This is a genomic window from Rhizobium sp. P1_E1, assembly GCF_056406015.1.
The window spans coordinates 1-23,784 of sequence record NZ_JBFUAY010000089.1 but is presented as its reverse complement, the minus strand read 5'-3'; the positions used below and the strand labels follow the sequence as shown (position 1 = coordinate 23,784).

26 protein-coding genes and 1 pseudogene are annotated in these 23,784 nt (G+C 60.9%); 11 read left to right on the top strand and 16 right to left on the bottom strand.

The genetic code is table 11. The features are described from left to right. Nucleotides 1-168: 168 nt before the first annotated feature. The 4 genes from AC1D1Z_RS23990 to AC1D1Z_RS23975 form a co-directional block, all read right to left on the bottom strand. On the bottom strand, nucleotides 169-507 hold the full coding sequence (locus tag AC1D1Z_RS23990) for a hypothetical protein (RefSeq protein ID WP_168277971.1): 339 nt from the start codon (nucleotides 505-507) through the stop codon (nucleotides 169-171). 329 nt (nucleotides 508-836) lie between these two features. After that, nucleotides 837-2,213 (bottom strand): sensor histidine kinase, encoded by a 1,377-nt coding sequence (locus AC1D1Z_RS23985; protein ID WP_033180281.1) that lies wholly within the window; start codon nucleotides 2,211-2,213, stop codon nucleotides 837-839. After that, the gene (locus AC1D1Z_RS23980; protein WP_033180280.1) at nucleotides 2,210-2,881 is read right to left on the bottom strand and encodes a response regulator transcription factor; all 672 of its coding nucleotides are present in this window, start codon (nucleotides 2,879-2,881) and stop codon (nucleotides 2,210-2,212) included. Before AC1D1Z_RS23980 ends, AC1D1Z_RS23985 begins: the two co-directional genes overlap by 4 nt. Continuing rightward, complete coding sequence (locus AC1D1Z_RS23975; protein WP_033180279.1) at nucleotides 2,878-3,225, bottom strand: PepSY domain-containing protein; 348 nt, start codon at nucleotides 3,223-3,225, stop codon at nucleotides 2,878-2,880. Before AC1D1Z_RS23975 ends, AC1D1Z_RS23980 begins: the two co-directional genes overlap by 4 nt. Before the next feature lie 129 nt (nucleotides 3,226-3,354). On the opposite strand from AC1D1Z_RS23975, the gene AC1D1Z_RS23970 reads away from it, so the two are divergent. Beyond that, entirely contained in the window at nucleotides 3,355-3,630 is a 276-nt protein-coding gene (locus AC1D1Z_RS23970; RefSeq protein ID WP_033180278.1) for a PepSY domain-containing protein, read from the top strand. Continuing rightward, nucleotides 3,627-4,190 carry a cytochrome b/b6 domain-containing protein gene (locus AC1D1Z_RS23965; RefSeq protein WP_168277967.1) on the top strand — a complete coding sequence of 188 codons (564 nt, stop codon included), beginning with the start codon at nucleotides 3,627-3,629 and terminating at the stop codon, nucleotides 4,188-4,190. The genes AC1D1Z_RS23970 and AC1D1Z_RS23965 overlap by 4 nt, the downstream gene beginning before the upstream one ends. A 99-nt stretch (nucleotides 4,191-4,289) precedes the next feature. Here AC1D1Z_RS23965 and AC1D1Z_RS23960 read toward each other — a convergent pair whose 3' ends face one another. Further along, nucleotides 4,290-4,601 (bottom strand): DUF982 domain-containing protein, encoded by a 312-nt coding sequence (locus tag AC1D1Z_RS23960; protein WP_205936521.1) that lies wholly within the window; start codon nucleotides 4,599-4,601, stop codon nucleotides 4,290-4,292. A 349-nt stretch (nucleotides 4,602-4,950) separates the two neighbouring features. On the opposite strand from AC1D1Z_RS23960, the gene AC1D1Z_RS23955 reads away from it, so the two are divergent. Both AC1D1Z_RS23955 and AC1D1Z_RS23950 read left to right on the top strand, forming a co-directional pair. Then, entirely contained in the window at nucleotides 4,951-5,334 is a 384-nt protein-coding gene (locus AC1D1Z_RS23955) for an EF-hand domain-containing protein (RefSeq protein ID WP_376766641.1), read from the top strand. Nucleotides 5,335-5,387: 53 nt separating this feature from the next. Continuing rightward, nucleotides 5,388-5,777, top strand: coding sequence for a DUF302 domain-containing protein (locus tag AC1D1Z_RS23950; protein ID WP_168277965.1), 390 nt, complete (start codon nucleotides 5,388-5,390; stop codon nucleotides 5,775-5,777). A gap of 140 nt (nucleotides 5,778-5,917) precedes the next feature. Here the strand turns inward: AC1D1Z_RS23950 and AC1D1Z_RS23945 are convergent, their stop codons facing one another. Together AC1D1Z_RS23945 and AC1D1Z_RS23940 are read right to left on the bottom strand one after the other, a co-directional pair. Continuing rightward, a complete protein-coding gene (locus tag AC1D1Z_RS23945) occupies nucleotides 5,918-6,613 on the bottom strand; it encodes a VIT1/CCC1 transporter family protein (RefSeq protein ID WP_130707801.1) in 696 nt (231 codons plus the stop codon). A 45-nt stretch (nucleotides 6,614-6,658) separates the two neighbouring features. Continuing rightward, nucleotides 6,659-7,906, bottom strand: a complete 1,248-nt coding sequence (locus AC1D1Z_RS23940; protein WP_168277963.1) for an APC family permease — start codon at nucleotides 7,904-7,906, stop codon at nucleotides 6,659-6,661. A 235-nt stretch (nucleotides 7,907-8,141) separates the two neighbouring features. Here AC1D1Z_RS23940 and AC1D1Z_RS23935 point away from each other — a divergent pair, with 235 nt between their 5' ends. Both AC1D1Z_RS23935 and mgtA read left to right on the top strand, forming a co-directional pair. After that, on the top strand, nucleotides 8,142-9,026 hold the full coding sequence (locus AC1D1Z_RS23935) for a universal stress protein (RefSeq protein ID WP_033180273.1): 885 nt from the start codon (nucleotides 8,142-8,144) through the stop codon (nucleotides 9,024-9,026). Nucleotides 9,027-9,219: 193 nt separating this feature from the next. Then, on the top strand, nucleotides 9,220-11,859 hold the full coding sequence (mgtA, locus tag AC1D1Z_RS23930) for a magnesium-translocating P-type ATPase (protein ID WP_477851776.1): 2,640 nt from the start codon (nucleotides 9,220-9,222) through the stop codon (nucleotides 11,857-11,859). A 48-nt stretch (nucleotides 11,860-11,907) separates the two neighbouring features. On the opposite strand, the gene AC1D1Z_RS23925 is transcribed toward mgtA, so the two are convergent. The 3 genes from AC1D1Z_RS23925 to AC1D1Z_RS23915 form a co-directional block, all read right to left on the bottom strand. After that, nucleotides 11,908-12,837, bottom strand: a complete 930-nt coding sequence (locus AC1D1Z_RS23925; RefSeq protein WP_244490396.1) for an ABC transporter ATP-binding protein — start codon at nucleotides 12,835-12,837, stop codon at nucleotides 11,908-11,910. Between the two features lie 79 nt (nucleotides 12,838-12,916). Then, the gene (locus tag AC1D1Z_RS23920; protein WP_018073256.1) at nucleotides 12,917-13,069 is read right to left on the bottom strand and encodes a hypothetical protein; all 153 of its coding nucleotides are present in this window, start codon (nucleotides 13,067-13,069) and stop codon (nucleotides 12,917-12,919) included. 39 nt (nucleotides 13,070-13,108) lie between these two features. Beyond that, the gene (locus AC1D1Z_RS23915) at nucleotides 13,109-13,756 is read right to left on the bottom strand and encodes a CBS domain-containing protein (RefSeq protein WP_245496986.1); all 648 of its coding nucleotides are present in this window, start codon (nucleotides 13,754-13,756) and stop codon (nucleotides 13,109-13,111) included. Between the two features lie 261 nt (nucleotides 13,757-14,017). Between AC1D1Z_RS23915 and AC1D1Z_RS23910 the strand changes: the two genes are divergently transcribed. After that, the gene (locus AC1D1Z_RS23910; protein ID WP_130686292.1) at nucleotides 14,018-15,070 is read left to right on the top strand and encodes a type III polyketide synthase; all 1,053 of its coding nucleotides are present in this window, start codon (nucleotides 14,018-14,020) and stop codon (nucleotides 15,068-15,070) included. A gap of 46 nt (nucleotides 15,071-15,116) precedes the next feature. On the opposite strand, the pseudogene AC1D1Z_RS23905 reads toward AC1D1Z_RS23910, so the two are convergent. The 4 genes and pseudogenes from AC1D1Z_RS23905 to AC1D1Z_RS23890 all read right to left on the bottom strand — a co-directional run. Continuing rightward, nucleotides 15,117-15,231, bottom strand: a pseudogene (locus tag AC1D1Z_RS23905) (phosphoketolase family protein); the annotation flags it as partial. A 57-nt stretch (nucleotides 15,232-15,288) separates the two neighbouring features. Then, on the bottom strand, nucleotides 15,289-16,461 hold the full coding sequence (locus tag AC1D1Z_RS23900) for an acetate/propionate family kinase (protein ID WP_130755349.1): 1,173 nt from the start codon (nucleotides 16,459-16,461) through the stop codon (nucleotides 15,289-15,291). Next, complete coding sequence (locus AC1D1Z_RS23895) at nucleotides 16,454-16,807, bottom strand: hypothetical protein (RefSeq protein ID WP_130755348.1); 354 nt, start codon at nucleotides 16,805-16,807, stop codon at nucleotides 16,454-16,456. The genes AC1D1Z_RS23900 and AC1D1Z_RS23895 overlap by 8 nt, the downstream gene beginning before the upstream one ends. Continuing rightward, the gene (locus AC1D1Z_RS23890) at nucleotides 16,788-18,422 is read right to left on the bottom strand and encodes an MBL fold metallo-hydrolase (protein WP_168277959.1); all 1,635 of its coding nucleotides are present in this window, start codon (nucleotides 18,420-18,422) and stop codon (nucleotides 16,788-16,790) included. The genes AC1D1Z_RS23895 and AC1D1Z_RS23890 overlap by 20 nt, the downstream gene beginning before the upstream one ends. A 215-nt stretch (nucleotides 18,423-18,637) precedes the next feature. On the opposite strand from AC1D1Z_RS23890, the gene AC1D1Z_RS23885 reads away from it, so the two are divergent. Next, nucleotides 18,638-19,285 (top strand): BON domain-containing protein, encoded by a 648-nt coding sequence (locus AC1D1Z_RS23885; protein ID WP_477851773.1) that lies wholly within the window; start codon nucleotides 18,638-18,640, stop codon nucleotides 19,283-19,285. A gap of 78 nt (nucleotides 19,286-19,363) precedes the next feature. Here AC1D1Z_RS23885 and AC1D1Z_RS23880 read toward each other — a convergent pair whose 3' ends face one another. Continuing rightward, on the bottom strand, nucleotides 19,364-19,873 hold the full coding sequence (locus AC1D1Z_RS23880) for an Hsp20/alpha crystallin family protein (RefSeq protein ID WP_165418196.1): 510 nt from the start codon (nucleotides 19,871-19,873) through the stop codon (nucleotides 19,364-19,366). Between the two features lie 206 nt (nucleotides 19,874-20,079). On the opposite strand from AC1D1Z_RS23880, the gene AC1D1Z_RS23875 reads away from it, so the two are divergent. Continuing rightward, a complete protein-coding gene (locus AC1D1Z_RS23875) occupies nucleotides 20,080-20,523 on the top strand; it encodes a hypothetical protein (RefSeq protein ID WP_018246470.1) in 444 nt (147 codons plus the stop codon). On the opposite strand, the gene AC1D1Z_RS23870 is transcribed toward AC1D1Z_RS23875, so the two are convergent. After that, nucleotides 20,486-21,229, bottom strand: a complete 744-nt coding sequence (locus tag AC1D1Z_RS23870; protein WP_168277957.1) for a response regulator — start codon at nucleotides 21,227-21,229, stop codon at nucleotides 20,486-20,488. The genes AC1D1Z_RS23875 and AC1D1Z_RS23870 overlap by 38 nt on opposite strands. Before the next feature lie 173 nt (nucleotides 21,230-21,402). Here AC1D1Z_RS23870 and AC1D1Z_RS23865 point away from each other — a divergent pair, with 173 nt between their 5' ends. Both AC1D1Z_RS23865 and AC1D1Z_RS23860 read left to right on the top strand, forming a co-directional pair. Continuing rightward, nucleotides 21,403-22,086: a helix-turn-helix domain-containing protein gene (locus AC1D1Z_RS23865; protein WP_246791103.1), complete on the top strand. Its 684-nt coding sequence runs from the start codon at nucleotides 21,403-21,405 to the stop codon at nucleotides 22,084-22,086. Next, the coding region (locus AC1D1Z_RS23860) for a hybrid sensor histidine kinase/response regulator (RefSeq protein WP_477851769.1) at nucleotides 22,064-23,784 on the top strand (1,721 nt) is incomplete at its 3' end. The genes AC1D1Z_RS23865 and AC1D1Z_RS23860, both read left to right, overlap by 23 nt.

Here is a 23,784-nt window from a genome sequence, read left to right as displayed (position 1 = left end):
CAATAAGCTCTCCTAAATAGTCATCAACGAACGCGCGAATATGCTGCTTCATTATTCCCCCCTCTCCGCCACAACCATACTTTGCATTCACGCTGAGCGTCAATCCAAGGCGAATTGGCACGGGTCCACCCGGATCAACGCTTCACCAAAATCTTTCAGAGGCGCCGCCTAGTTCAAGCCTATGATATCGTTAAAGAAAATGGCAGTTTTTGAGATTTTGGCGAAAAGGCCAATATCTCTTTTGGTTTTCCAGCCAGATTTCGGGCACTTGTCTCCCCATGTGTGGCAGGTTTCAAAGACCGTCGATATAATAATTTCAAGGATTTGAAGGCTTCTCAAACCCTCTTCGAGGGTTTTCAAAGACGGCATGACGAGTTTGCCGTTGCCTGCTATCAGCGCGCCGCGCCGCCCGCTTTTGCCGCGCCTTCTGTCAAATCCGCCGTCTGCGCGATTTCCCGGCGACACTTCCAAAACCCTTATGTTCTGGCCTTTGGCGGTTGTTCCCACGTGATATCAGATGTTCCCGGCAATTCCGGAACCTACTGTCAAACAACAATCAATCCCTTCGCTCGACGAGCGAAGGACGCCGGGCGGTGATTTTGCAGCGGTCGCATCGAACGGCACATCAAAATCGAGCTAAACTGAAGCTGGTAGTCTCTGCGCTCTGTCCGACGAAGGAGACGATCGTCGCCTCTTCAGGATGTCGCCTTGGTAGATGAAACCAGGACCTGGCCGCTGGGAATCCTTGTATATCCCCTAGCTGCTGATCTGCCCTTCCCCTTCAACGCCTTCGCTCCGGGGGTGCCGCTGCGACCTGAAACGCATCGATCTTCTCTTCAATTATCCGGAATTCGGGAGGCGATGACGTCAGGGAAGACGACTTCCGCACGGAAGCCACCTTCGACGCGGTTCTCCAACGTGAGCGTCAAATCGTACACTGCTGCAATCTCCGACACGATGGCAAGACCCAGACCAAAGCCTGGTTTCAGACGGTCGAGACGGACACCCCGGCGCGGAAGATCGGGCAATCTCTCTGGCGACACGCCTGGGCCGTCGTCCTCGATCATGAGACGGGAATGCCCACTATGTCGAACCGCGCTGACATGGATCCTGTTCTTGGCCCACTTGCAGGCGTTCTCGAGCAGGTTTCCCGCAAGCTCGCGGAAGTCGTGCGGATCGACGGGAACGCTCAAGTCCTCGGCCACGTCTATTTCCCATGCGAGGCGTTCGCCTGCCTCAGTGTGTCGGAGCATTCGAACGGTCTCGCTGATGATCTTCTCGACGTCGGCATCACCACTTCGCTGATCGGGGCTCGGGGTGATACGGGCTCGGGCGAGCTCGTGCTCGACGTGCGAAAGCATGGTCTCGGCAAGATGGTCGAGTTCATCGGCGATCTCGACCTCGCCCTTCTCCCGGAGTGAGTACGCGTTGTTTGTGAGAACGGTCAAAGGCGTCTTCAGCCCGTGGGCGAGATCACTGGCCCTACTCCTGGCCTTCTCCATCGCCGCGGCCTGGCTTTGCAGCAGCTTGTTCAGTTGGTTGACGATGGGTTGGACCTCGCGCGGGTAGGCCCCCGCCAGCCGGCTGGCCCTCCGGTCGCGGACAGCTTCAAGATCACGACCGATGCGGTCGAGAGGTCTCAATCCGATCCAAAGCTGCCCGATCGACATCAACACGAGGAGCGCGGCAAGAACGGCGACATAGGGCAGAATGTCGAGAGCAAATCCAAGGCGAGCACTGTCGACCTCGTCGGCATTCACCGCCACTGCGATGCGTATGGGCCTCCTGCCCTCAGGTGCGGCCAACGACAGCACGCGTTCCTGAACAAGGACATCTTTCCCCTCCGGCCCGGAGAGACGATATTGGTGCATGATACCGACAGGATGTGACTCCTCCGGCAGAGGCAGGACATAGTCGAAGAGCGAGGAAGATCGGACCTCCGCCTTCCCCACAGGATCGTCGATCTGCCAGTAGAGCCCCCCATAGGGTATCAGGAAACGATTGTCCGGAGGGTTCTCGGGCACCTGCAGCCTGCCTCCGGGCAAGAAGCGGATCACAGCCGCCAGACGGTTTATGTGTCCGGTCAGCTCGCTCTGCACGCGCTTGCTGTAGCTGTCCGCAAAGATCTGGACGAGAGCGACGGATGCTGCGGCAAGGCAGATCGACACTGCTATCAACGACGTGATGATGAAGCGGCTGTGAAGYGACCTCATGTCTCCTCGCCCGAGGCTATCTGGTATCCGAAGCCTCGGCGCGTGATGATCGCGTCCCTTCCAAGCTTCTTTCTCAGCCGTCCGATCAGGACTTCCACCGAATTGCTCTCCCGCTCAAAGTCCTGGGTGTAAAGCTGCTCGGTAAGCTCGAGCTGAGAGATCGCGCGACCGCGGTTCTGCATCAGCACCGACAGGCATTTGTACTCCATAGGCGTGACATCGACAGGCATCCCGTCCACCATGACCGCGCGTCGACGGGGGTCGATAGAAACGGGACCTGACGATAGGACCGCACTGGCGTGCCCGGAATACCTGCGCAGGACTGCGTGCAGCCTGGCGAGAAGCTCGGCCATGCGGAATGGCTTGCCAAGGTAGTCGTCGGCGCCAGCATTGATGCCCTCGACGCGCTCCTCCCAGTTGCCGCGCGCCGTCAAGATGATGACCGGCATGTCACGACCGTTCGACCGCCACTTCTTGAGGATCGTGAGGCCGTCGATCTTCGGCAGACCCAGATCAAGGACGACGGCGGCGAAGTCGTCATGCTCGCCGGCGAACAGGGTGGCTTCCCCATCGGATTCGTGGACGACGTTGAAACCGGCCTTGGTGAGCTGGGCGGTCACGTCACGGGCTATGAGCGGGTCGTCTTCGGCGAGCAACAGGCGCATCATTCGTTCTCGATTTCGACGATCCTGCCTGACGCGGCGTCCACTTCCACCTCGGTGACCTGACCGCTGCCCCTCAGAATCCGGAACTCATAGATTATGCGATCGTCATGCCGATCGACACTGACATCGATCAATTCGCCGGGCAGCTTGGCGAGGACTTTCGCCTTCAGTACAGCCAGAGGCAGAATCTTCCCTTCGTGGACCCGCTTAGGCAGGTCGTCGTGCGACGGCAGGTCATCCGCTTCGCGGGAACGAGCAGGCAAATCGTCGGCATGTGCGCTCCATACCGGAAGCGACGGCCACAGAAGGACAAAGCAGACGAAAGCGAGCGTGCGGGGCGGGTACATCGTCGGAGAATATCCTATCGAAGGTGACAATAACCTGACAATCGCGATCAGGTCGCCGTCAGGTCGCGCCCCATAGGTTCGAAGCCGACCAGATGAGCAAAACCGCTCCTGGGATGATGGAGAAAACCAATGAAGAAGATCATGTTCGCAACCCTCCTGCTCGCCACCGCGTCGATCGGCGTTGCCCGCGCCGAAGAAGGTCAGAATTGCACGCAGGCTCCCAAGGACAGGTGGCTGAGCGAGGACGGCATCAAGGAAAAGGCCAAAGCCGAGGGCCTCGACGTGCGCCGGGTCAAAATGGAGGGCAGTTGCTACGAGGTCTACGCCGTCGATGCGAAGGGCAAAAAGGTCGAAACCCTGTTCAACCCGGAGACCGGCGCAGTGGTCGGCAACGAAAGCGAATGACCATGGGCAGGATGGACATGGATGCGGCGGGCGCTTGCTCGCCGCCAAAGATCAGGGTCTGGGACCCGGTGGTGCGGATGTTCCACTGGGGTCTGGTGGGTCTGTTCGCCTTTTCCTATCTGACCGGTGACGAGTGGAAGCAGGCGCATATTCTGTCGGGCTACGCCATCGTCGGCCTCCTGCTCGTGCGAATCATCTGGGGCTTCGTCGGCAGTCACCACGCGCGCTTTTCCAATTTCATGTACGATCCGGTCACGACCCTCGGCTTCGTGCGTGACAGCCTGGCCATGCGCGCCAAGCGCTATATCGGCCACAATCCGGCCGGAGGCGTGATGGTGTTCGCGCTGCTCGTCGCGATCTCGGGCATTGCCGCAACCGGGTACATGATGACGACGGACACCTACTGGGGAGTGGAATGGGTGGAAAGGGCGCATGAACTGCTGGTCGATGTGACGCTTGGCCTCGTCGTTCTTCACATCGCAGGCGTCCTCCTGGCAAGCATCGAGCACAAGGAAAACCTTGTCCGAGCGATGATAACCGGCAGGAAGCGAGCCGATTGACCTGGATCGGCGTCGCGGCCGAGTAGGACCTGAAACCATGGAAGGCACCTGGGTTAAGGACTTGTTGGTCGCTTGACCGAGCTGATCTCGTCCTGGCGTCTACGAACGACCACGGGGCGCGCAGGTGGACATCCTGGCTTCGTCAGCGGCCTGAATGAAAGCTTGGCGCGCGGTCTCCTGCGAGACATGCCCACTTACGGCCGCGGCGCAGATCTCTCTCGCGAATGCGTGTTTTCTTCGCGAGCCTTTCCATCGGTTGGCGAGAAACTCGAGCGCCTCGCTCGCTCCGCCGACAGCCTGAGGGACGCTCATACCCACCTGGACGAAAACGGGTTCCGACCAGGTTCGTTCTATCTGTTTCTGGGGAGTTATCCTCGATCTCCTGAAGGTTTCGGACTGCGAGCGGGGCATCATCAAGAGGGCCAGACCACGATCAGGCGCTGGCTGATGGCTTCAGGATACCGGGTTCGAACGGCGTGGACGTTGATATCGATCAAGCCAGGCACGATCGCACTTTGAAATCACCTTGTTCTTGCCTTAGCCGGCTCGATCCTCCGTGTCGCTTCAGCCGCGATCCTTCCTCGGTGACACAGGTGGCTGGCGTAGCAGTCATGGCGCGGCGCGAAGGCGATCGGTCCGTCCTCGACGACTCGAACCATACAAGTGGTTTGATCCAGCCCAATGTTTGCACCCGGTGTGCATCGTATCCTCAAAGGGCGCTCCAACTCGTGGAGGACAATACTCAAAGAGGAGAGTCAGGATGTCCATGTTCAGACTGCCAACGATCACTATGCTGGCCTTGCTCGGTGCCGTCGGTGCCATGGGCATCGCCTCCGCCCAGACGAAAAGGTCAGACCCGGCCCAGTCGGAGGAGAAGCCCGCGGCCGAAGGATCGGAAATGATGCCCGGCATGATGGGCCGCAACATGATGTCATCGGACATGAATGAAGGAATGCGCATGATGGGGCCAATGCGCGGTCATATGATGAAGATCATGTTCGTCATCGCCGATACTGATGGGGACGGCGCAATTTCTTTCGAAGAGTTGACCGCAATCCACAAACGCGTCTTCGACGCGATCGACGCGAACAATGACGGCAAAGTCACACCTGAAGAAATGCAGGCGTTCATGCAAGACATGTGATTGGACACCGAGCATTTGGCGGCCGTTGCATGGGAGCCCAAAGGAGACTTCTCATGACCTACACGCTCGATAGAACCCTCTGGGCGACCAGTTTCGACGATGCGGTCGGCAGGACCAAATCCGCTCTCATCAAGCACGGTTTCGGTGTTCTGACGGAGATCGATGTCAAGGCAACCATGAAAAATAAAATCGACGCCGACATCGACGACTACCTCATCCTCGGAGCCTGCAATCCGCGCATGGCGTTCGAGGCGATGAAACTGGAACCGAAGGTGGGGGCCATGCTGCCGTGCAATGTCATCCTGCGCGGGGTCGATGGCGGCAATGTCATGGTGAGCGCCATCGATCCGGTCGCATCCATGCAGGCGATCGACAACGAAATGCTGACCAGTCTGGCAGGCAGGGTCCGCTCGATGCTCGCCCAGGCGGTGGCCGAGATCTGACGATTACGAGTTCCGGCCCCGAGCCCTGAGGGGTCGAACTTGCGTCGGCTCCTCTTTCGTTGCGACCAGAACCGCAACATCCTAAAAAAACTCACGCCGTCCTCAAGCTGGGCGTGCAGGAAGGGGCGGAAAGTTACTCGTCAGACTGCGGTGCCAACCAGCGCACCGATCCCCGCCGTCAATGCCATAGCGAAAGCGCCCCAGAAAGTGACGCGCGTGGTGGCCCTCCAGACGTTGGCGCCGCCCGCTTTCGCACCGATAGCGCCCAGCAGCGCGAGGAAGGCCAAAGACGCGGTTGCAACGGTATAGATCAGCACCGAGGCGGGCGAAAGTACGACCATGAGCAGGGGCAATGCGGCCCCCACCCCAAACGTGACGGCCGACGTCAAGGCCGCCTCAACCGGCCGGGCCGCCATGTGTTCGACGATACCGAGTTCGTCGCGCGAATGCGCGTCGAGTGCATCATTTGCGGTCAGTTGGATCGCGACTTGCCTGGCCAGCTCGTCGGTAAGACCGCGTTTGACGTAGATCTCCGTCAGCTCCTCGTACTCAGCTTCGGGTTGCGTCTCCAACTCGATCCGTTCTCGCGCGAGATCGGCTTCCTCGGTGTCCGCTTGGGAGCTTACCGACACGTATTCGCCGGCCGCCATGGACATTGCGCCCGCGACCAGACCAGCGACGCCTGCTACCAGGATCTGCGAGGGTCCGGCGGACGCGGTAGCGACGCCCATGATCAAGCTCGCCGTCGAGACGATTCCATCGTTGGCGCCGAGGACGGCAGCCCGTAGCCAGCCGATGCGGGAGACCAGGTGATGTTCCGAATGCAGTCTGCTCATGCGCGTCTCCAGGACAAAGTCGATTTTGACGTAGTGAGTGCGAGATCAACCGATGAGCGCAACGTCGATCACGAGCAACGCGGCACTCGCGATCACACCTGCGACGGGCACCCAGAACGGGCAAATGAATACACCCGGAGGCAGCGCTATGGTCTCGGTCATCTTTATGCGGATCAGCGCCAGGTTTACCAAAGTGAACAGCCCCAAAGTGCACTGCGATGTCAGCTTGGCGAGACCTTCGAGCGGTACGAAGGAAGCAAACACAAGGATCGCCGTAGCCCCGATCAAAGTGGCGACGATCGGCGTTCCCGTGTGAGGGTTCAGGCGTCCGAGCACCTGGGGGAGGTTTCCCTGTTGGACCAGGCCGTAGATCACCCGAGAGATCATAATCATGTGCACGATGATCCCGTTTAACGTCGCGATGATCGCGATCGCACTCATGGTCACGAGCGGCATGCCCGTCAGGCGTTCAAAGACGAGTGCGAGCGGCGCGGGCGACCTTGCCAGTTCGTCCGGAGGAACAGTGACCACAGCGACCCATGTGACGCCGGCATAGATGACGGCAGTCAGCCCTAACGTCACGAAGAGCGCGCGAGGCAGAGTCTTCGACGGCGTCTTCATCTCTTCGGCAATGTTGACCAGGTGTTCGAAGCCGATGAAGGAGAACACCGCAATCATGGCGGTACCGAACACGCCGACCCAGGCCGTGGGATTGCCGCCGGGCCATGCCTCCGGCAGGCGTTCGATCAGGCCAACACCTTCGGAGAACCCCGCTCCGACGATGAGGAGCAGACCACCGACCTCGATGAGCGTCATAACACCTGCGAAAGTGATCGAGCTGGCTGTCGCCAGGCATGAAATAGCAGCCATTGTCAGCACGACGCCGGCGATGATCGAGGATCCAGGAAGCGGGAGGAGGACGCTTACATATCCAGCACTACCAGCGCTGATCGTCGCTGCCGAGATGATCGCCGTCACGATGACCAGCAACCCGGTCAAGATCGTGAACCATCGCAGTCTAAATGCCCTGTCGACATAGGCGGCTTCACTTGCGCTGACGGGCATTCGCGTGCCGAGTTCCGCAAACGAGGCCGCGCTCAAGCCCATGACTGCGGCGGCACCCAGGAACGCAAGCGGTGCATGCATGCCCGCCCGCCCGGCGGCGACGCCGACGAGCACGTAAATACCCGCGCCTATGGTGACGCCGAGACCGTACAGGACGGCGTGCGACAGGGTTAGCGTGCGTGCTAGTCTCGGCCGTATCCCGGCGGCTTCGGCGGTCGTTGAATTCACTTCGCGCTCCCATTGTCGCAAGCACCTCCTCCTGAATTCAATACCGGATCTCGGCCATCAAGGATTGACCACGATCAACTTCCGCAGACTTCCAGTTGGAAAGGCACCGGTGTGAACGTCCGGTTATCCTGGCGCTCTTCGAAGGAGAGGCGGAATTCTGGCACGCGGCGCCGTGCCGAGGCCAGAGAAGCCGGAGCGCCGGCAATTGCGTTACATCAATGCCGAGTTGAGACGAATGGAGATAGATGATTGCAATCGTGGCGGTCCGCGAGAGATGGAGCAGGACATGACGGCACAATATTTTCTCCCGCTGGCAACATATCCCGATTCAAGTTCCGGATTGATCATTTCGAACGCCGTAACGTTTGCTGGGTATTACAGCGCGCATCTTCACGCGTGCGCGCTAACAGTCGCGATTCCGCACATCCCCAACGCATGGTCGTCTTTGCTGCTCGATACTCCGAAGATGATCGAGCATGCCGAGATTTTGAGCCGCGATCGTGCCGCAACGCTGGTTTCAGCGGCAACGAACCTCGCAGCGAGCGCCGAGGTTGAATTATCTTGTCGAACGGTGAAAACCGCCTTGCCCTTATTGCACGACACGGCAGCCACGGAAGCACGTTTTTTCGATCTGGCTATTCTCGAATGTATCGCAGACGTTCCCGATACCCGTATTGTCGCCGAAGCGGTCATATTCGGATCCGGCCGGCCGGCCATCATCTTTCCCAAAAAGACCCTTGCGGGCCCAATCGACCATCTGGTCATCGCCTGGGACGGAAGCCGAGCCGCCGCTCGGGCCGTCAACGATGCAAACCCTTTCATTCACAAGGCCAAGCGGGTCTCGGTCCTATCTGTGACGGGCGAAAAGCCGCTGCCGGAGCCAAGCGGAGCGCACCTTGCTGAGATCCTGGTTTCGAGCGGCGTCAATGCAAGCTCAACGGCCGCTCGGTTTACTTCGTCATCCATCGGTTTGAGCATTCAGCAAACAGCACTGGAACTGGGCGCCGATATTCTGGTCATGGGAGGATTTGGACACTCGAGGTTACGCGATTTTGTCCTTGGCGGAGCAACCGATGGCGTGTTGCACGAGCCTCTTTTGCCCGTCCTCATGTCACATTGACGAACTGTCCCCGTCGTAGCTTATGACTGGCTTCGGCTGCTATCGAGCGGCGGGACCTTACCGGGTTCGAACGGCGTGGACGTTGATATCGATCAAGCCAGGCACCTTCGACGCGAAATACGAAGCTTGACAACCATCAATGACGTCCTCCTGGCGAAGACGATAATCGGCGAAATCACATACGGAGTTCGCCATGAATATCCCCGTTCCTCCTTCTCCTCTCCCTTCGTCCGCTTTAGAGGTCGCGATCCCTGCCTACTGGACGAGGTCGCCCTCGGAGCTCGGCGCTGCATTCGCCACGTCCCTGCAGGACGGGCTGACGACCGCCGAAGCCGAAGAACGCATGCGACGGTTCGGACCGAACTCTCTTTCCGACGAAAGCCGTGGAGGCATGCTGGCAGACTTGGCGCGCCAGTTCAAAAGTCCGCTCGTGCTCGTGCTGGTGTTCGCAGCGCTCGTCGCGGGTGGCGTCGGCGAAGTCCACGACGCCATCATCATCGGCATCATCATTCTCGCTAGCTGCTTTCTGGGCTTTCTGCAGGAACATGGCGCGCAACGAGCGGTCGAGGCGCTGCGACAGCGAATTTCTCTCACTTCAAAGGTCCGCCGCGACGGCGCCGACAAGGTCGTGGCCGCAATCGGCATCGTACCGGGCGACCTGATCCTGCTCTCGGCCGGGAGCCTCGTGCCCGTCGACGCAGTCGTCATCGTCGCGCAGGATCTCAACGTCAGCGAAGCGACGCTCACCGGAGAGACTTTTCCTGTAGCGAAGGCGCCCGGCGTTTCAACAAAAGACGCCGGTCTTGCAGATCGTTCCAACTGCGTGTTCACGGGAACCTCGGTTCGGAGCGGCACAGCGACTGCCCTTGCGATCGCGACCGGCCCCCGCACGGAATTCGCACGGATCGCCAGCGCCGTCGCGCGTCAGATTCCGGAAACGGAATTCGCGCGAGGTGTTCGGCATTTCGGATTTCTGATGACGCGGATCATGCTGTGCATCGTCGTCGTCGTATTGGTGGCGAATCTTCTGCTTCACAGACCTATCGTGGACTCTCTGCTTTTCTCGCTCGCGCTCGCCGTCGGCCTGACGCCGGAACTGCTGCCTGCGATCATCAGCGTGACGCTCGCGCGCGGCGCGCGGACGATGTCGAAGTCTGGCGTGATCGTCCGCCGCCTTGATGCAATGGAGAACCTTGGCAGCATGGACGTGCTTTGCACGGACAAGACGGGCACGCTCACCGAGGGCGTCATCCGCCTCGACAGTTGCGTCGACCCGCAGGGCGTCGTCTCGCCTGAAGTGAGGCGGCTGGCACTTCTGAATTCAGCGTTTCAATCGGGAATGAAGAATCCTCTCGACGACGCCGTGACGGCCACGATCGCGGCCGGGGAGATTTCGTCCGACGCCCGCAAGCTTGCCGAGATCCCCTACGATTTCTCGCGCAAGCGTCTATCCGTAATCGTCGGCGGAAAGGACGGGCCACCGCTGTTGATCTGCAAAGGAGCGGCCACCAACGTGATCGACGTCTGCGCCACCGTCATGACCGAGGGTCGCGAGCTGCCATTGGACAACTATGTCCGCAAACAGTTGGACGACGTCTGCCGGCAATGGGGAGAAGCAGGCATGCGCGCGCTCGCAGTCGCCACCCGGCGCATATCCGAAGCAACTCCCGAAATCTCGCGGGAAGACGAATCCGGACTTTGCCTGCAAGGTTTCCTGCTCTTCTCAGATCCGCCGAAGGCCGACATTTCAGCCGTAGTAGCAAGCCTCGTGGAACGAGGGGTGCGGATCAAGGTGATATCGGGAGACAACCGATATGTCGTCCAGCATCTCGCGTCGTCGATCGGAATCGACGGTTCCCGCATGCTCACAGGGAAAGAGGTCGGCCGCATGAGCAACGACGCACTGTTCAGCCGTGCGGGGAAAACCGACCTGTTCGTCGAAATCGACCCAAATCAGAAGGAACGGATCGTGGCGGCCCTCCGCAAGGCCGGACACGTGGTCGGATATCTCGGAGACGGGATAAACGATGCGCCCGCCCTTCACGAGGCGGACGTCGGGATTTCGGTGGACGGCGCGGCCGACGTCGCCCGCGAGGCTGCCGACGTCGTCCTGATGCGGCAGGATCTCGCGGTCCTTTCGAAAGGCGTGGACGACGGACGCAGGACCTTCACCAACACGATGAAGTACATATCGATCGCGACTAGCGCCAACTTCGGCAACATGATCAGTATRGCAGCGGCGTCGCTCGTGCTGCCATTCCTGCCGCTCCTTGCCAAGCAGATACTGCTAAACAACCTGCTGTCGGATCTGCCGGCGATGGCAATCGCCACGGACAAGGTCGATCCGGCAGACCTTCGGCGTCCGCAGCGGTGGGACATCTCCCGCATAAAGAGGTTTATGCTCTGGTTCGGGCCGCTAAGTTCTATCTTCGATCTGGCGACGTTCGTCGTCCTTCTGGCAGTGTTTTCCGCCGGACAGGACGAGTTCCGCTCTGCATGGTTCGTTGAATCGCTAATGACGCAGTTGGCGACCATGCTCGTCATCAGGACGCCCGGTCCGATCTGGAGGAGCCGGCCCAGTCCGCTGCTATTCGGTACGGCGATCGCCGTCGGTGCGGCGGGAGTGACCATCCCCTACACCCCTATCGGCGGGCTTTTTGGTTTCGTTCCGATCCCCCTCGAAATTCTCGCAGTGCTTTTGGGTATCACCTCGATCTACGTGACAGCTCTCGAGATCGTGAAGATCTTCTACTTTACGACGCTGTCAAGGGAGGACCATTCACGGCCCCAAGCGTCGCGCCGTCGGCCCCGCACTCGAACAAGGCGCCGTTGAAAATAGGCGCGATCGCTCGGCGCGGGAGCGCGGAGTCTCAAAATGCACTCATATTTCGTGGTTGCCAGCGCCATCGAACTTCGCGGCGTCCCTGATGAGCCGGAACTTCACCTGGGTCACCCTGAGGTCACGATACCAGTCCACGATCGCCCCCCAAGGATCGACGATCTTCGCCAGTCCCGAGACGAAGGCGACAACGGTGCCTATCTCGGTCTTGCCGGTGACAACATAATATCCCCCCAGGACGAAAATGCCGACATAGCCCAATTGCGCCATGAGATTCATGAGAAAGTTCATGGCGTACTTGTAGCGGTAGATCTCCATGTTGGCGGAGAAGATCGCTCCGATGCGCGAAGTTTGAGGATCCTCTCCCTGGCCACCTTCGATCGCATGCACCATGCCTTCGCTGACGTCGCGCATGATGGCGACCTTCGCCTCGACCCGGCGGTTGATCGCGGCCTGCATCATCGGGACGAACGCAATCTGCGGGGCGAAGGTCGCTGCGACGGCCAGCATCATCAGCGGCTGGAGATAGATCAGGTAGCTGCAGACGGTGACAAGGATGCCGACCTGCAGCAGCGGCTCGGAGATGCTGGTTCCAACGAAACCGCCGACCGGCTCGGCTTCCGCAAGAACAATCGACAGCTCGACGCCCTCGAGCATGGATTCTGATGGCGGCGTCTCGGCCTGATGCAGAACACGCGCCCGCAGCCAGAGCGTGCCCTTCTCGCCCACCCAGCTTCTGTAGAGATTGAGGGTGAATTTTATCGCGCCCTCCAACACTGCCACCGCGAGATAGAGGGATACGAGAAAAAGAAGCGCCCCGTATGACGCTTGCTGGGTCGCCTCATTGACGATCCGGCGCTGGAGTTCGAGAGGCGCCGCTCCTATAACAAACAGAACCAGGGACAGCCCGGCGATCAACGCCTGATGACGCCTTCCCATCAGCCAGATGAAACCGAACAGTTCGGAGGGCATCGAATCCGTTGCGCTTCCGGTCTTTTGCGAGAAGCGGCCGGGCAATCCAATCCTGGAGCTCCAAATGTTCATCGCGCACTCACGGGTCAGAGAGAGAGCGCTCGACGCGCCCGCTTCGAGAGTCGTCGGATGGTTTCACCAGCAGGACGCCCACGACCGTCCCGACCATGAGGATCAGGATGACGAGGAGAAGCCTCGACATGACAGCGTCTGCAATGACCCTGACAAACATGACGGAAACTCCAGGGACGATTTCATCGTTTGAGGGGGCTCACCATGCGGAAGCCAGGGTGATCTTGTTCACCACGCCGCCGACGCCGCGGACGCTTTCCGCCGCCACCCTGGCCGCTGAGCGTTCCAGCTCGGTCTCGACCTCCCCCCTTAGGGTGACGATCCCGTCGGAGACGGTCGCTTTGACTATGGGCGCGGTTATCTCAAGCTCGGCTTCCAGGCGGCTACGAACGGCGGTCCCGAGGGCCTCGTCGCCGGAAGCGGTGCACTGTCGAGGAACATCGAGAAGCGCTCGCATCAAGTCGCGACGGCTGATCATTCCGGCGAGCCTGCCGTTCTCGACGACGGGCAGGTGCTTGATGTCGTGGGCCTGCAGCAGTTCGGCGAGCTGGCTGGCTGTGGCGGTCGGGGTGGCGCTGACGACCGGCGTCGACATCACGTCCTTGACGCGCCAGCTTCGGGCCTTCACATAGTCCGCCAGTGCATCCTCGCGGTCGCGCGTATGCGGGACCGCCCGTCTCGCCCAAGACGACGCCACCCGGCGCAGCAGGTCTCCCTCGGTGACGATGCCCGTGAGCCGACCTTCGCCATCGACGACGGGCACCGCGCCAATCTTGCTGGCGTTGACGATCTCGACGGCTTCCCTGACGTTATGTCCCTCGTCGATCGTCGTTACGGGGGTCGTCATGATGTCTTTAGCAAGCATCGCGCAGTCTCCTTGTTGAGCGGACGATTACGGAGCCAACACACGTCGAGCGCATTGACGTGGATCAAGCCGGACACGAAGCCGCGGAGGCCGTCTTCGCCCGTCGGCTTCTCCGGCGCCCTCCGACGAAGTGCGGCATCAGGCCCGCCGGCATTGCAACCTTTTGCAGGATCAAGACGTTATGGTTCGGTCTCGTCCTCGCGCGGCACACCAAAGTCTTTCCGCGCCGTCGCAAGGAGTCTTATGCAGCATTCCGTCAAGCTGGTATCCGTCGGTACCGCAGTTCCGCCACATGTCATCGACCAGCGTGACGCGGCGCGAGCGTCGCACACCGCGTTCTCATCGCGATTTGGCGATTTCGAAAAGCTGGCAAGGGTGTTCGAAACCTCGGGGATTCAACGACGCTACGGCGTCCGGCCGATAGAGTGGTATCTCGAGACGTCGGGATGGCCCGAAAGAAACCTCGCTCATATCGAGGGCGCGGGTGCGATGTTCGTGTCCGCCGCCAGTAAAGCGCTTGCGTCGGCTGGCCTATCCGCAGGCGACGTCGACACGATCGTAACCGTCTCCTCGACTGGTATTGCGACACCTAGTCTGGAAGCAAGGGTAAGCAGAGAGCTGGGTTTCCGGGACGACGTCGAACGGGTGCCCGTGTTCGGCCTCGGCTGTGCCGGCGGAGTCTCCGGGCTGTCGATCGCGTCACGGCTGGCGGCATCCCGGCCAGGCTCGGTCGTGCTGGTGGTCGCGGTCGAGACCTGCACACTGGCATTTCGCATGGACAAGCTTACGAAGGCGAACATCGTGGCGACCGCCCTCTTCGGCGACGGGGCCGCCGCCTGCGTAGTCCGTGCCAGCGAGGCCGGTCTGGCCGAGATCGAATTTGCAGGCCAGCATACGTGGCCCGACACGCTGGACATCATGGGGTGGAGCGTCGATCCGGAAGGTCTAGGCGTGATCTTCGACCGTGCGATACCACCGTTCGCCGAAACTCACGTGCTGAAGGGCGTGACATCCATACTCGCCCGATCAGATCTCACTCCTGCCGACGTTGACCGGTTTGCGTGCCACCCCGGTGGATCCAAGGTCATCACCGCCTTGGAATCGGCACTTAAACTGAGCCAGGGAACCCTCGACAAGGAACGTGAGGTTCTCTCGGATTATGGGAACATGTCGTCGCCAACCGCGCTGTTCGTACTCGAGAAGCTTCTTGCGCACGGACTACCCAGGAGAACTGTCCTGACGGCGATGGGACCGGGCTTCACCCTTAGCTGCCTCTCGTTGAGGGCTGCAGCATGATCCCCTCGATCATTGTTCTCGCCGCGGTCACGCTGGTGCGGGTGGTGACACGGTTGAGATGGGCGTAGATGAAGTTGAGGCCCGGCGTCGTTCCCCAAGGTCCGAGAAGGGGGCTTGATTTGTTCCGGCCGAAGCGGCTCGCGCAGAAGTTTGCGGTCGATGAGTTCGAGCTCGCGAGCGGTGAGCTGAAGGCTGCTATGTTCAGACCTGTTCGATCCTTAAAGCCTGTGCCGGCTGATGACTTCGATCGCTTCGTCGGCGATGACCTGTTCCTCGTCGGTCGGAATGACAAGGGCGACGATTTCGCTTTCCCTCGCGCTGATCACGGTCGCATTCATCTTGTTCGCGGGCTCGCTCAACGAGAGACCCAGCCAGCCCAGATGGTGGGCGACGCCACTGCGTATTTCCGGTTGATGCTCGCCGACGCCGGCGGTGAAGACGACGGCGTCCACCCCGCCTAGAGAGACGGCAAGCCTTCCTATCTCGCCGGCGATCCTAAAGCAGAAGAGGTCGAGGGCTTCCCTGGACGCCGGATGGAAGTCCTCCAGCAGGACCCGGACGTCGCCGCTTTTCCCGGAGACGCCGAGCAGCCCGCAACGGTGGTAGAGGAAATCCTCGAGACGATCTGCGTCGTGACAATTGTTGCGCAAAAGGTGGACGACAGCGCCGGGATCGAGCGACCCCGGCCGGGTCGACATCGGAATTCCGTCCAGCGGGGAGAAGCCCATGCTGGCGTCTATGCTCACGCCGTCGACCATGCCGCAGAGGCTCGCGCCGCTTCCAAGATGCGCACAGATGACACGGCCGGCGGCCAGGTCTGGATCGTGTTTCCTGAGTTCGCCGGCGACGTACTTATAGGAAAGACCGTGGAAGCCGTATCTGCGGATCCCGGCGTCATGCAACTCTCTTGGAATGGCGAGCCGTGAGGCAAGACTGCTCTGCGACGAATGGAACGCGGTATCGAAGGACGCTGTCTGCAGTATGTCCGGATATGCGCTCCGGACTGCGCGGACGATGGCAAGCGCAGGAGGAAGGTGCACCGGCGCAAGATGCGTCAGGTCTTCCATTCTGAGGACGACCTTGGGTTCCAGCAGAACGGGGCCATCGAAGACCTGTCCCCCATGGACGATGCGATGGCCGGCCACCACGGGGTCGAATCCTCTGCGGACGATGCAATCGACGACCTGCGAAACCAGCCGCGCGTCGATCGCTGTGCTGGAGGGAAGATCGACGGCCTCGTCCCCGTCAGAAAATCGGAAGGTGAATCTTGACTGGTCTCCGAGCGTGGCAACACCGCCTCCCAGCCGGAGTGCCCGACCCTCCTTCAGCCTGAAGACGCCGACCTTGAGGCTGGAGGACCCGGCATTGAAAGTGACGGCAACCCTATCCATGGCCCGAAACCCTGGAGCGTGCCGTCCCAGCAGACTTCGCAGCCACCTTCGTTGCAGCCTGCCCGGCTGCCTCCTTGCTTGCCTCTTCGAAGAACTCGCATGCGTACTCCAGGGCGGCCGTCTCGTCTTCCGGCGAAAGACCGAACGGCGCGCACTGCTCCTTCATGGCCCGCAAGACCTTCTTCTTCAACGCGGCGACCGCAAAGGCATTCTTCGAAGCGAGAACCTCCCGCAGGCAGGTTATAGCGACGACCTCGAGGACGATAAGCTTGCCTTGCACCTCCCCCTGGGTCGGTATCGCGAAGCGTTCTCCGCCGCGCTTGCAGTCACGATCCATGATTAGCATCGAAATCTCTCCTCCCTTCGACCGCCGAAACATCTTCCGGGTCCAGTGCGCGTCGAAGCCTGCGCAGCAGGACCGCGCGGCCCCTCTCGTCGGCCACGGACTTCAGACGATCGGACAGGTCCAGAACGAACCGCTGATAGTCGTTGTTCCAGTCGGCCTTGCCGGGCACGACCGGCTTGATACGTGCGGGCGTCGTGTCTTCGATGAGGCGTGCACCCGCCGGTGAAAGCTCGTAGGCGTCGTCCAGCGACGGGCAGACGACCTTTGCGGAAACTTGCTTCGAGAGACGCGCGGACATCGCTTCACGAGCGCGCTCCTCTCCATGGACAAGGAAGACTGCGTTCCGGATCGGTTCCCGGCCAGCAACCCACGCATCCAGTTCGCTCGCATCCGCATGTCCGCTGTAGGCGTCGAGCGTGGCCATCCTGGCGCAGACGTGGATCTCCTCGCCCTGGATGCGGACGTCGGTCGCGCCCTCCTGCAGGATGCGGCCGAGCGTCCCCGCCGCCTGAAACCCGACGAACAGCACGGTACACTCCTGCCGCCAGAGCCAGTTCTTCAGGCGGTGGCGGATCCGCCCCGCCTCGCACATTCCACTTGCCGCGATGATGATGTGAAAGCCCCGGACGAGATCGAGCGCCTTCGACTGCTCGGCCGTCTCGGTGAAGCGGACGTTCGGCGCGTTGAGCGCGCGAAGGAACGCCTTGCCGTGACCGAGGTCGGCCGCATGCTTCTTGAATGCCTCGGTCGCTCTCGACGCGAGCGGCGAGTCTATCATGATCGGGCACCGCGGCACCTGTCCTTCGTCCATGAGGGCGACGAGATCGGTCAGCACCTCCTGCGTTCTCTCGACGGCGAAGGAGGGAATCAGAAGAACCCCGCCGGGGCTGTTCGAGCTCGCCACCACTTCGCGCAGTCGGTCCCGTCGATCTTTCAGAGCGTACTCTTCCCTTTCGCGGTCTCCGTATGTGCTTTCGCAGATGAGGTAATCGACCCCGGAAGGCGCCCGAGGGAGATTTTCGAACAGTTTATTGCTCGCGCCGACGTCCCCCGAGAACAAAATTCTTGTCGCCCCGTCGGCGCCGGGCGTCTCGACTTCGATCGATGCGGAACCCATCAGGTGACCAGCATTCCAGTAACGGAACCTTACGCCGCCGACGGTCTCCCGCCACTCGCCGTACTCGACCGCGATGAACTGCGGCAGCATGCTGCGGGCGTCGTCGGCGGTATAGATGGGCTCCACCGTCTCTCGCGCCCGTCTGCGATTCCTTCGGTTGAGATGTCGGACCTCCGACTCCTGGATGTGACCCGAATCCTGCAGCATCATCGTGCAAAGGTCGATCGTTGCTGCCGTTGCAAAGATTGGCCCGCCATATCCCGCCTTCGCGAGCTTCGGAAGCAGGCCCGAGTGGTCGATGTGCGCATGTGTGAGCAGCACTGCGTCGACTTTCTCGGGATTGAATGGGAGCGGCTTGTAGTTCAGTTCCTTTTCCGATTTGGACCCTTGAAACATCCCGCAATCAACGAGAATGCGCCCCCCGGCCGTCTCCAGCAGGAAGCACGATCCGGTCACCGAGCCCGCGGCGCCGTGGAAGTGAAGGATCGGATTGGCCATGACAGCTCCTATGTGTTGTCGGGCACTTTAAGGCACCCCGGACGACCGCACGTTGACGAAGGTCAAAGACATGTTCGGCGCTCGCCTGACGTTCGGTCGATTGGGAAGATGCAGGTCGTCGCCGGTTCAATTGACCAAGCGCAACGCCAGAAATTTTGGACGGCGCATCATACCCCGCGAGGCCAACGGGCTTCGGAACCCAACAGGAGGTAGAAATGACGGACCTAGGAATCCAACAGGACATACTCGACGAGCTGGCGTTCGAACCCAGCATCGACGCCGCGCATATCGGCGTCTCGGTGGAAGATGGCATTGCGACCCTCTCCGGTCATGTGTCGACCTATGCCGAAAAGCTGACGGCGGAAGACGTTGCAGCGCGGGTGAAGGGCGTCCGGGCGGTGGCTGTGGAGATCGAGGTGCGGTGCGTAGGTCACAAGCAGCATGCGGATGACCAGATCGCATCGCGGGCGATCGACATCATCGCCTGGAACACGGCGCTTCCGGAGGGACCGGTTCATGTAAAGGTCGAGAGCGGCTGGGTGACGTTGTCTGGCRAAGTGCGCTGGCAGTTCCAGAGGGCTGCTGCCGAACGTGCAGTCAGGAAGCTCGGCGGCGTGGTCGGCGTCCTCAATCTGCTGACGATACGGCCGTGCCCAACGGTGCCGGACGTCCGCCGTCGGATCGAGGACGCGCTGAAACGGAGTGCCGAAGTCGACGCCGGCGGCATCTCGGTGAAGGTTCAGGACGACAAGGTCGTTCTCGAAGGCGGCGTGCGCGCCTGGCACGAGCGCGGCGTCGCCGAACGGACTGCCTGGTCTGTTCCAGGCGTTGCCACCGTCGAGAACCACATCCGCATCAACTGAAAAAGAGGGAGGGGTCGCCCCCTCCCTCTCTCCGCGCCCACCGTACGCCACCCCCTCGGCGTAGCGGAGGGTTGACCGTCAGGCCGCCTTGACCGTGATCTTCTTGTCGTTCCTCTGCCGCTCGGGCGTCTTCGGCAGCGTTACCTTGAGAATGCCGTTGGAGAACTTCGCCTCGATCTTCTCGCTGTCCACGCCGCGCGGCAATTCCAGGCTTCGGTGGAACGATCCGTAGCGCCGTTCGGAAAGGTAATAGTCCTTTTCCTTTTCCTCCTTGGTCTCGTTCTTCTCGCCCTTGATGGTGAGCACACCGTCGGCGAGCGTGACATCAAGATCCTTGGCGTCGACGCCCGGAAGCTCGGCCGACAGCTCGAAGGCTTTTTCGGATTCTACGAGATCGACGGCGAGCATGCCGCGCGAGAACGCGGCCGGCATCCTGCTGAAGGCCCGGTCGAAAATCGACGGACTGCCGAAGTCGTTGAACACGCGGTCGATCTCGGACCGGAGGCTGTCGAGGGGCCACCAGCGGTCGACTGGCGCCGCCGGCCTTGCTTCTGTCTTTACGGAAAGTTTCGTTGCAGAGTCTGCCATTGTCATTCTCCTTCTCTCAAGAATGCCGTCGTTCACAGGCGGCGACGCGTACATAGAACAGTCCATTGCATTCTCAGTCTTTGATCACCGTCAAATCACCCTGGCTTTTGTCATTCGAGTTTCCTCGGACTGAGGATTGACCTGGGACAAGGCCCCAACTGCCGGACCATGCGAACATTTCCTCTCAATCGAGGAGGAAAGCCGCCATGACATCGGGATATTGCGTCCGCCTGCTCCACTTGGACGATGCGCTGATCGCCTACAGCCTGATTCAGGTGGCGGCTCCGTGCTTTTCTGCCGACGATTGGGCGCAAGTGGTGGCGAACGCCGATCGGTGGACGCTCGTCTCGTTAAAGGATCCGGCAGGCTATGTGCGTGGGCTGGCCGCCTACCGGATCGGCGCGCATCCGATCGCCGGACGATTGATGGACGTTCCGATCTTCGCGGTGGCGAGCGTCATTGACGACATGACCATCACGGACCTCCTGTTCACCTCGCTTCGAAGGCGATCGGCGGGATGCGACTACATGCGGTTCTGGGCGCAGTTTCCAGGTGATTTCTCAGAGATGGAAAGCGAAGACCGATTTCGTCGGTGGGATCATGGCCTGATGTTCAGGATCGACCGGAAGCCGTCTCCGGCCTTGCTGTAAAGAGATATCCGACGCCACGAACAGACTTGATCAGGCTTGGATTTGCCGCATTCGTCTCTATCTTGCGCCTTAGCCTGACGATCAGTGCGTCGATGGTGCGGTCGAAGCCGTCGCGGCCACGCTTGTGCGTCAAGTCCATCAGCATGTCACGCGTCATGACACGCCCTGCATGGGTGGCGAATACATGCAGCATGTCGAACTCCCCCGTAGACATCGCCACTTCGTCCCCGGCCGGGTTCGTCACCGCTCTCCGTTCCACGTCAAGCCGCCATCCAGCGAAAAAGAGCACGCCTGCTTCCGGGGGTGCGGCTTCGTTGGAAACTGTGCGTCTCCGCAGGACCGTCCTCACGCGGGCGAGCACCTCCCGGAGATGGAATGGCTTGCCAATGTAGTCGTCCGCGCCGACCTCCAGACCGACGACGCGGTCCATGACATCGTCGCGGCCGGACAGCATGATGATGGGAACGTCCGACCCTGAACGGATTTCCCTTGCGAGCTGGAGCCCGTCGCAGTCTCCCGGCATGACGAGGTCAAGCAGAACGGCGTCGAATTTCGCCCCCGCCATTCTGGCGCGCATCTGTGAGCTGCTGCCTGCCACGTCGACGTCGAATCCCTCCTCGCCGAGATATTGCGCGAGCATTCTTTGGATCCGGACATCGTCGTCCACGACAAGTATGCGGGTCCGTCTGACAGTTCCGCTCGTCATTCCAGCATTCTTCGCTTGTTACGGATTGTTACACAATCGCACCAAGTCTTACGCTTCTCGCATTCCGGTGTCATCAGCGTTCGGTCAAATCCAGGCCACGCAACGGCAGATGGAGCCACGACATGCAAGCGGTATCAAACATCCAGTCACTCGAACGGCCACTGTCGCATGGAATGATCGACTTCGCGCCGCTGTTCATGCGCCAGACCGTCGAGACTGCCCAGTCGGGAACCACGATCTTCTTTGAGGGCGACGCCGCCCGGCACGTGTTTCGCATCGTGCGCGGGAACGTCCGCATATGCCGGTTCCTTCCCGACGGCCGCCGCCTCATCATCGGTTTTCTTGGTGCGGGCGACCTGGTCGGACTATCATTTCGCAACCGCTACATGTTTGCAGGCGAGGCTATCGATGAGGTGGCCTTCACCCGAATGAACAAGCGGACGCTGGAAGAGGAACTGCAACTCGTGCCTGATTTCCGGCTTCAGCTTCTGTCGCAACTTCGCGACGAAATCTCCGCAGCGCAGGACCACATGCTCCTGCTGTCGCACAAGAACGCCGAGCAACGCGTCTGCACCTTCCTGCTGCATCGGCTGGAACGGAGCGCGGGACGGGACGGCCGGACGATCAGTCTGCCGATGGTCCGCGCCGATATCGCCGACCATCTCGGCCTGACGATCGAGACCGTGTCGAGGACGCTTACCAAGCTGGTCGCCAAAGGCATACTATTGCCTGCGGACAAGCATCAGTTCAAGGTTGCGAGCCGGTTGGCACTGGCCCGCACCGCCGACGAAGACCCGGACGACGTGTTCGAGGACGTAGACGCAGGAGCACGCTATGCTGGAACACGCTATCAGTGAGACAGACCTGGACCGGATCGTGCGCATGTTCGACGGCTCCAATCTGATCGTCCACGGCTTCGATGGCGTCATCCAGCGCTGGACCTCGGGCTGCGAGCAGCTCTACGGGTGGTCCGCGTCGGAGGCCGTGGGAAAGGTGGTTCACGATCTTCTGGACACGCGATTCCCGGCGGACGTGGAGGAGCTTCGGACCGAAGTGCGTAACAACGGGTCCTGGACCGGACAGGTGGGGCACCGGCGAAAGGACGGTGCCAGACTCACGATCGTGACGCGGTGGACCGTTCTCGAACTTGGGGATCCGCACACGCTCATCGTCCAGTCCAACAACGACGTGACCCTCAAGCAGCAGGTCGAGGACGAGCTGCGGGAGCGGCAGGCACACCTCCAGTCCATCCTAGCTACGGTCCCCGACGCGATGATCGTGATAGACGACAAGGGTTGCATCGCCTCGTTCAGCACCGCGGCGGAAAAGCTGTTCGGGTACTCACCGCACGAGGCCATCGGGCAGAACGTCTCGATGCTGATGCCGTCTCCGGACAGGGAGGCGCACGACGGATATCTGGATTCATACATTCAGACCGGACGCCGCCGGATCATCGGCTACGGGCGCGTGGTCGTCGGCCTCAGGAAGAACGGGACCACCTTTCCGATGGAGCTCTCGGTCGGCGAGGCGGTCGCCGGCGGCAARCGGACGTTCACGGGCTTCGTCAGGGATCTGACGAGCCGCCACCGCATTGAAGCCGAGCTGCGGCAGTCACAAAAAATGGAGGCGGTCGGACAGTTGACCGGAGGGCTCGCGCACGATTTCAACAATCTGCTCGCCGTCATCAGCGGAAATCTCGAAATGCTGGAGGCCCGTCTTGCCGAACCGGGGCAGTTGTCCCTGCTGCGGGAGGCGCAGTCAGCGGCCGACGACGGCGCGAGACTGACCTCCCAGCTTCTGGCATTCGGAAGGCGGCAAGCCCTCGCACCAAAGGAGCTGGACGTCGGCGCCCTCCTTGGAGAGTTTTCAGACCTCGTCCAGCGGACGCTCGGCGACTCCGTCGAACTCAGGACGATCATTCCTGGACGGCGGCTGAGCGCCATGGCAGATAAGGCGCAGCTCCAGAGCGCGCTTCTCAACCTTTCAATCAACGCCAGAGACGCGATGCCTGCCGGCGGCCGTCTGACGATCGAGATATCAGGCGTCGAGATCGACTCCGACTACGCCGGGATGTATCCGGCGATCCGCCCCGGCAGATACGTCCTCATTTCGGTCACCGACACAGGCACCGGAATGACATCCGAGGTGAGGGAGAGGGCTTTCGAACCGTTCTTCACCACGAAACCGACGGGCTCGGGAACCGGGCTCGGACTCAGCATGGTCTACGGCTTCGCAAAGCAATCCGCAGGGCACCTGCAGCTCTACAGCGAACCTGGCGAGGGGACGACTGTGCGCCTCTTCCTTCCTCGCGCCGATGGTGGAAGGGATTCCCATCCGGACGAGCAGCAGGTCAAGGACGCCCCCACTCATGGCACCGAGACCATCTTGGTCGTCGAAGACGACGCGAGAGTTCGCAGAGTGACGATCAGCCGTCTGCAGACGCTTGGCTACTCGGTGATCGAAGCCACGAACGGGATCGACGCGTTGAAGGAGCTGGAGGCGGGGAACGACGTTGCATTGCTGTTTTCAGACGTCGCCATGCCGGGCATGAACGG

Excerpts from the sequence above, each read along its gene's own strand:
- AC1D1Z_RS23980 (WP_033180280.1), bottom strand. The coding sequence starts at position 2,881 with ATGATGCGCCTGTTGCTCGCCGAAGACGACCCGCTCATAGCCCGTGAC.
- AC1D1Z_RS23975 (WP_033180279.1), bottom strand. The coding sequence starts at position 3,225 with ATGTACCCGCCCCGCACGCTCGCTTTCGTCTGCTTTGTCCTTCTGTGG.
- AC1D1Z_RS23970 (WP_033180278.1), top strand. The coding sequence starts at position 3,355 with ATGAAGAAGATCATGTTCGCAACCCTCCTGCTCGCCACCGCGTCGATC.
- AC1D1Z_RS23965 (WP_168277967.1), top strand. The coding sequence starts at position 3,627 with ATGACCATGGGCAGGATGGACATGGATGCGGCGGGCGCTTGCTCGCCG.
- AC1D1Z_RS23960 (WP_205936521.1), bottom strand. The coding sequence starts at position 4,601 with ATGCCCCGCTCGCAGTCCGAAACCTTCAGGAGATCGAGGATAACTCCC.
- AC1D1Z_RS23955 (WP_376766641.1), top strand. The coding sequence starts at position 4,951 with ATGTCCATGTTCAGACTGCCAACGATCACTATGCTGGCCTTGCTCGGT.
- AC1D1Z_RS23950 (WP_168277965.1), top strand. The coding sequence starts at position 5,388 with ATGACCTACACGCTCGATAGAACCCTCTGGGCGACCAGTTTCGACGAT.
- AC1D1Z_RS23945 (WP_130707801.1), bottom strand. The coding sequence starts at position 6,613 with ATGAGCAGACTGCATTCGGAACATCACCTGGTCTCCCGCATCGGCTGG.
- AC1D1Z_RS23935 (WP_033180273.1), top strand. The coding sequence starts at position 8,142 with ATGGAGATAGATGATTGCAATCGTGGCGGTCCGCGAGAGATGGAGCAG.
- AC1D1Z_RS23925 (WP_244490396.1), bottom strand. The coding sequence starts at position 12,837 with ATGCCCTCCGAACTGTTCGGTTTCATCTGGCTGATGGGAAGGCGTCAT.
- AC1D1Z_RS23920 (WP_018073256.1), bottom strand. The coding sequence starts at position 13,069 with ATGTTTGTCAGGGTCATTGCAGACGCTGTCATGTCGAGGCTTCTCCTC.
- AC1D1Z_RS23915 (WP_245496986.1), bottom strand. The coding sequence starts at position 13,756 with ATGACGACCCCCGTAACGACGATCGACGAGGGACATAACGTCAGGGAA.
- AC1D1Z_RS23910 (WP_130686292.1), top strand. The coding sequence starts at position 14,018 with ATGCAGCATTCCGTCAAGCTGGTATCCGTCGGTACCGCAGTTCCGCCA.
- AC1D1Z_RS23900 (WP_130755349.1), bottom strand. The coding sequence starts at position 16,461 with ATGGATAGGGTTGCCGTCACTTTCAATGCCGGGTCCTCCAGCCTCAAG.
- AC1D1Z_RS23895 (WP_130755348.1), bottom strand. The coding sequence starts at position 16,807 with ATGCTAATCATGGATCGTGACTGCAAGCGCGGCGGAGAACGCTTCGCG.
- AC1D1Z_RS23890 (WP_168277959.1), bottom strand. The coding sequence starts at position 18,422 with ATGGCCAATCCGATCCTTCACTTCCACGGCGCCGCGGGCTCGGTGACC.
- AC1D1Z_RS23880 (WP_165418196.1), bottom strand. The coding sequence starts at position 19,873 with ATGGCAGACTCTGCAACGAAACTTTCCGTAAAGACAGAAGCAAGGCCG.
- AC1D1Z_RS23875 (WP_018246470.1), top strand. The coding sequence starts at position 20,080 with ATGACATCGGGATATTGCGTCCGCCTGCTCCACTTGGACGATGCGCTG.
- AC1D1Z_RS23870 (WP_168277957.1), bottom strand. The coding sequence starts at position 21,229 with ATGACGAGCGGAACTGTCAGACGGACCCGCATACTTGTCGTGGACGAC.
- AC1D1Z_RS23865 (WP_246791103.1), top strand. The coding sequence starts at position 21,403 with ATGATCGACTTCGCGCCGCTGTTCATGCGCCAGACCGTCGAGACTGCC.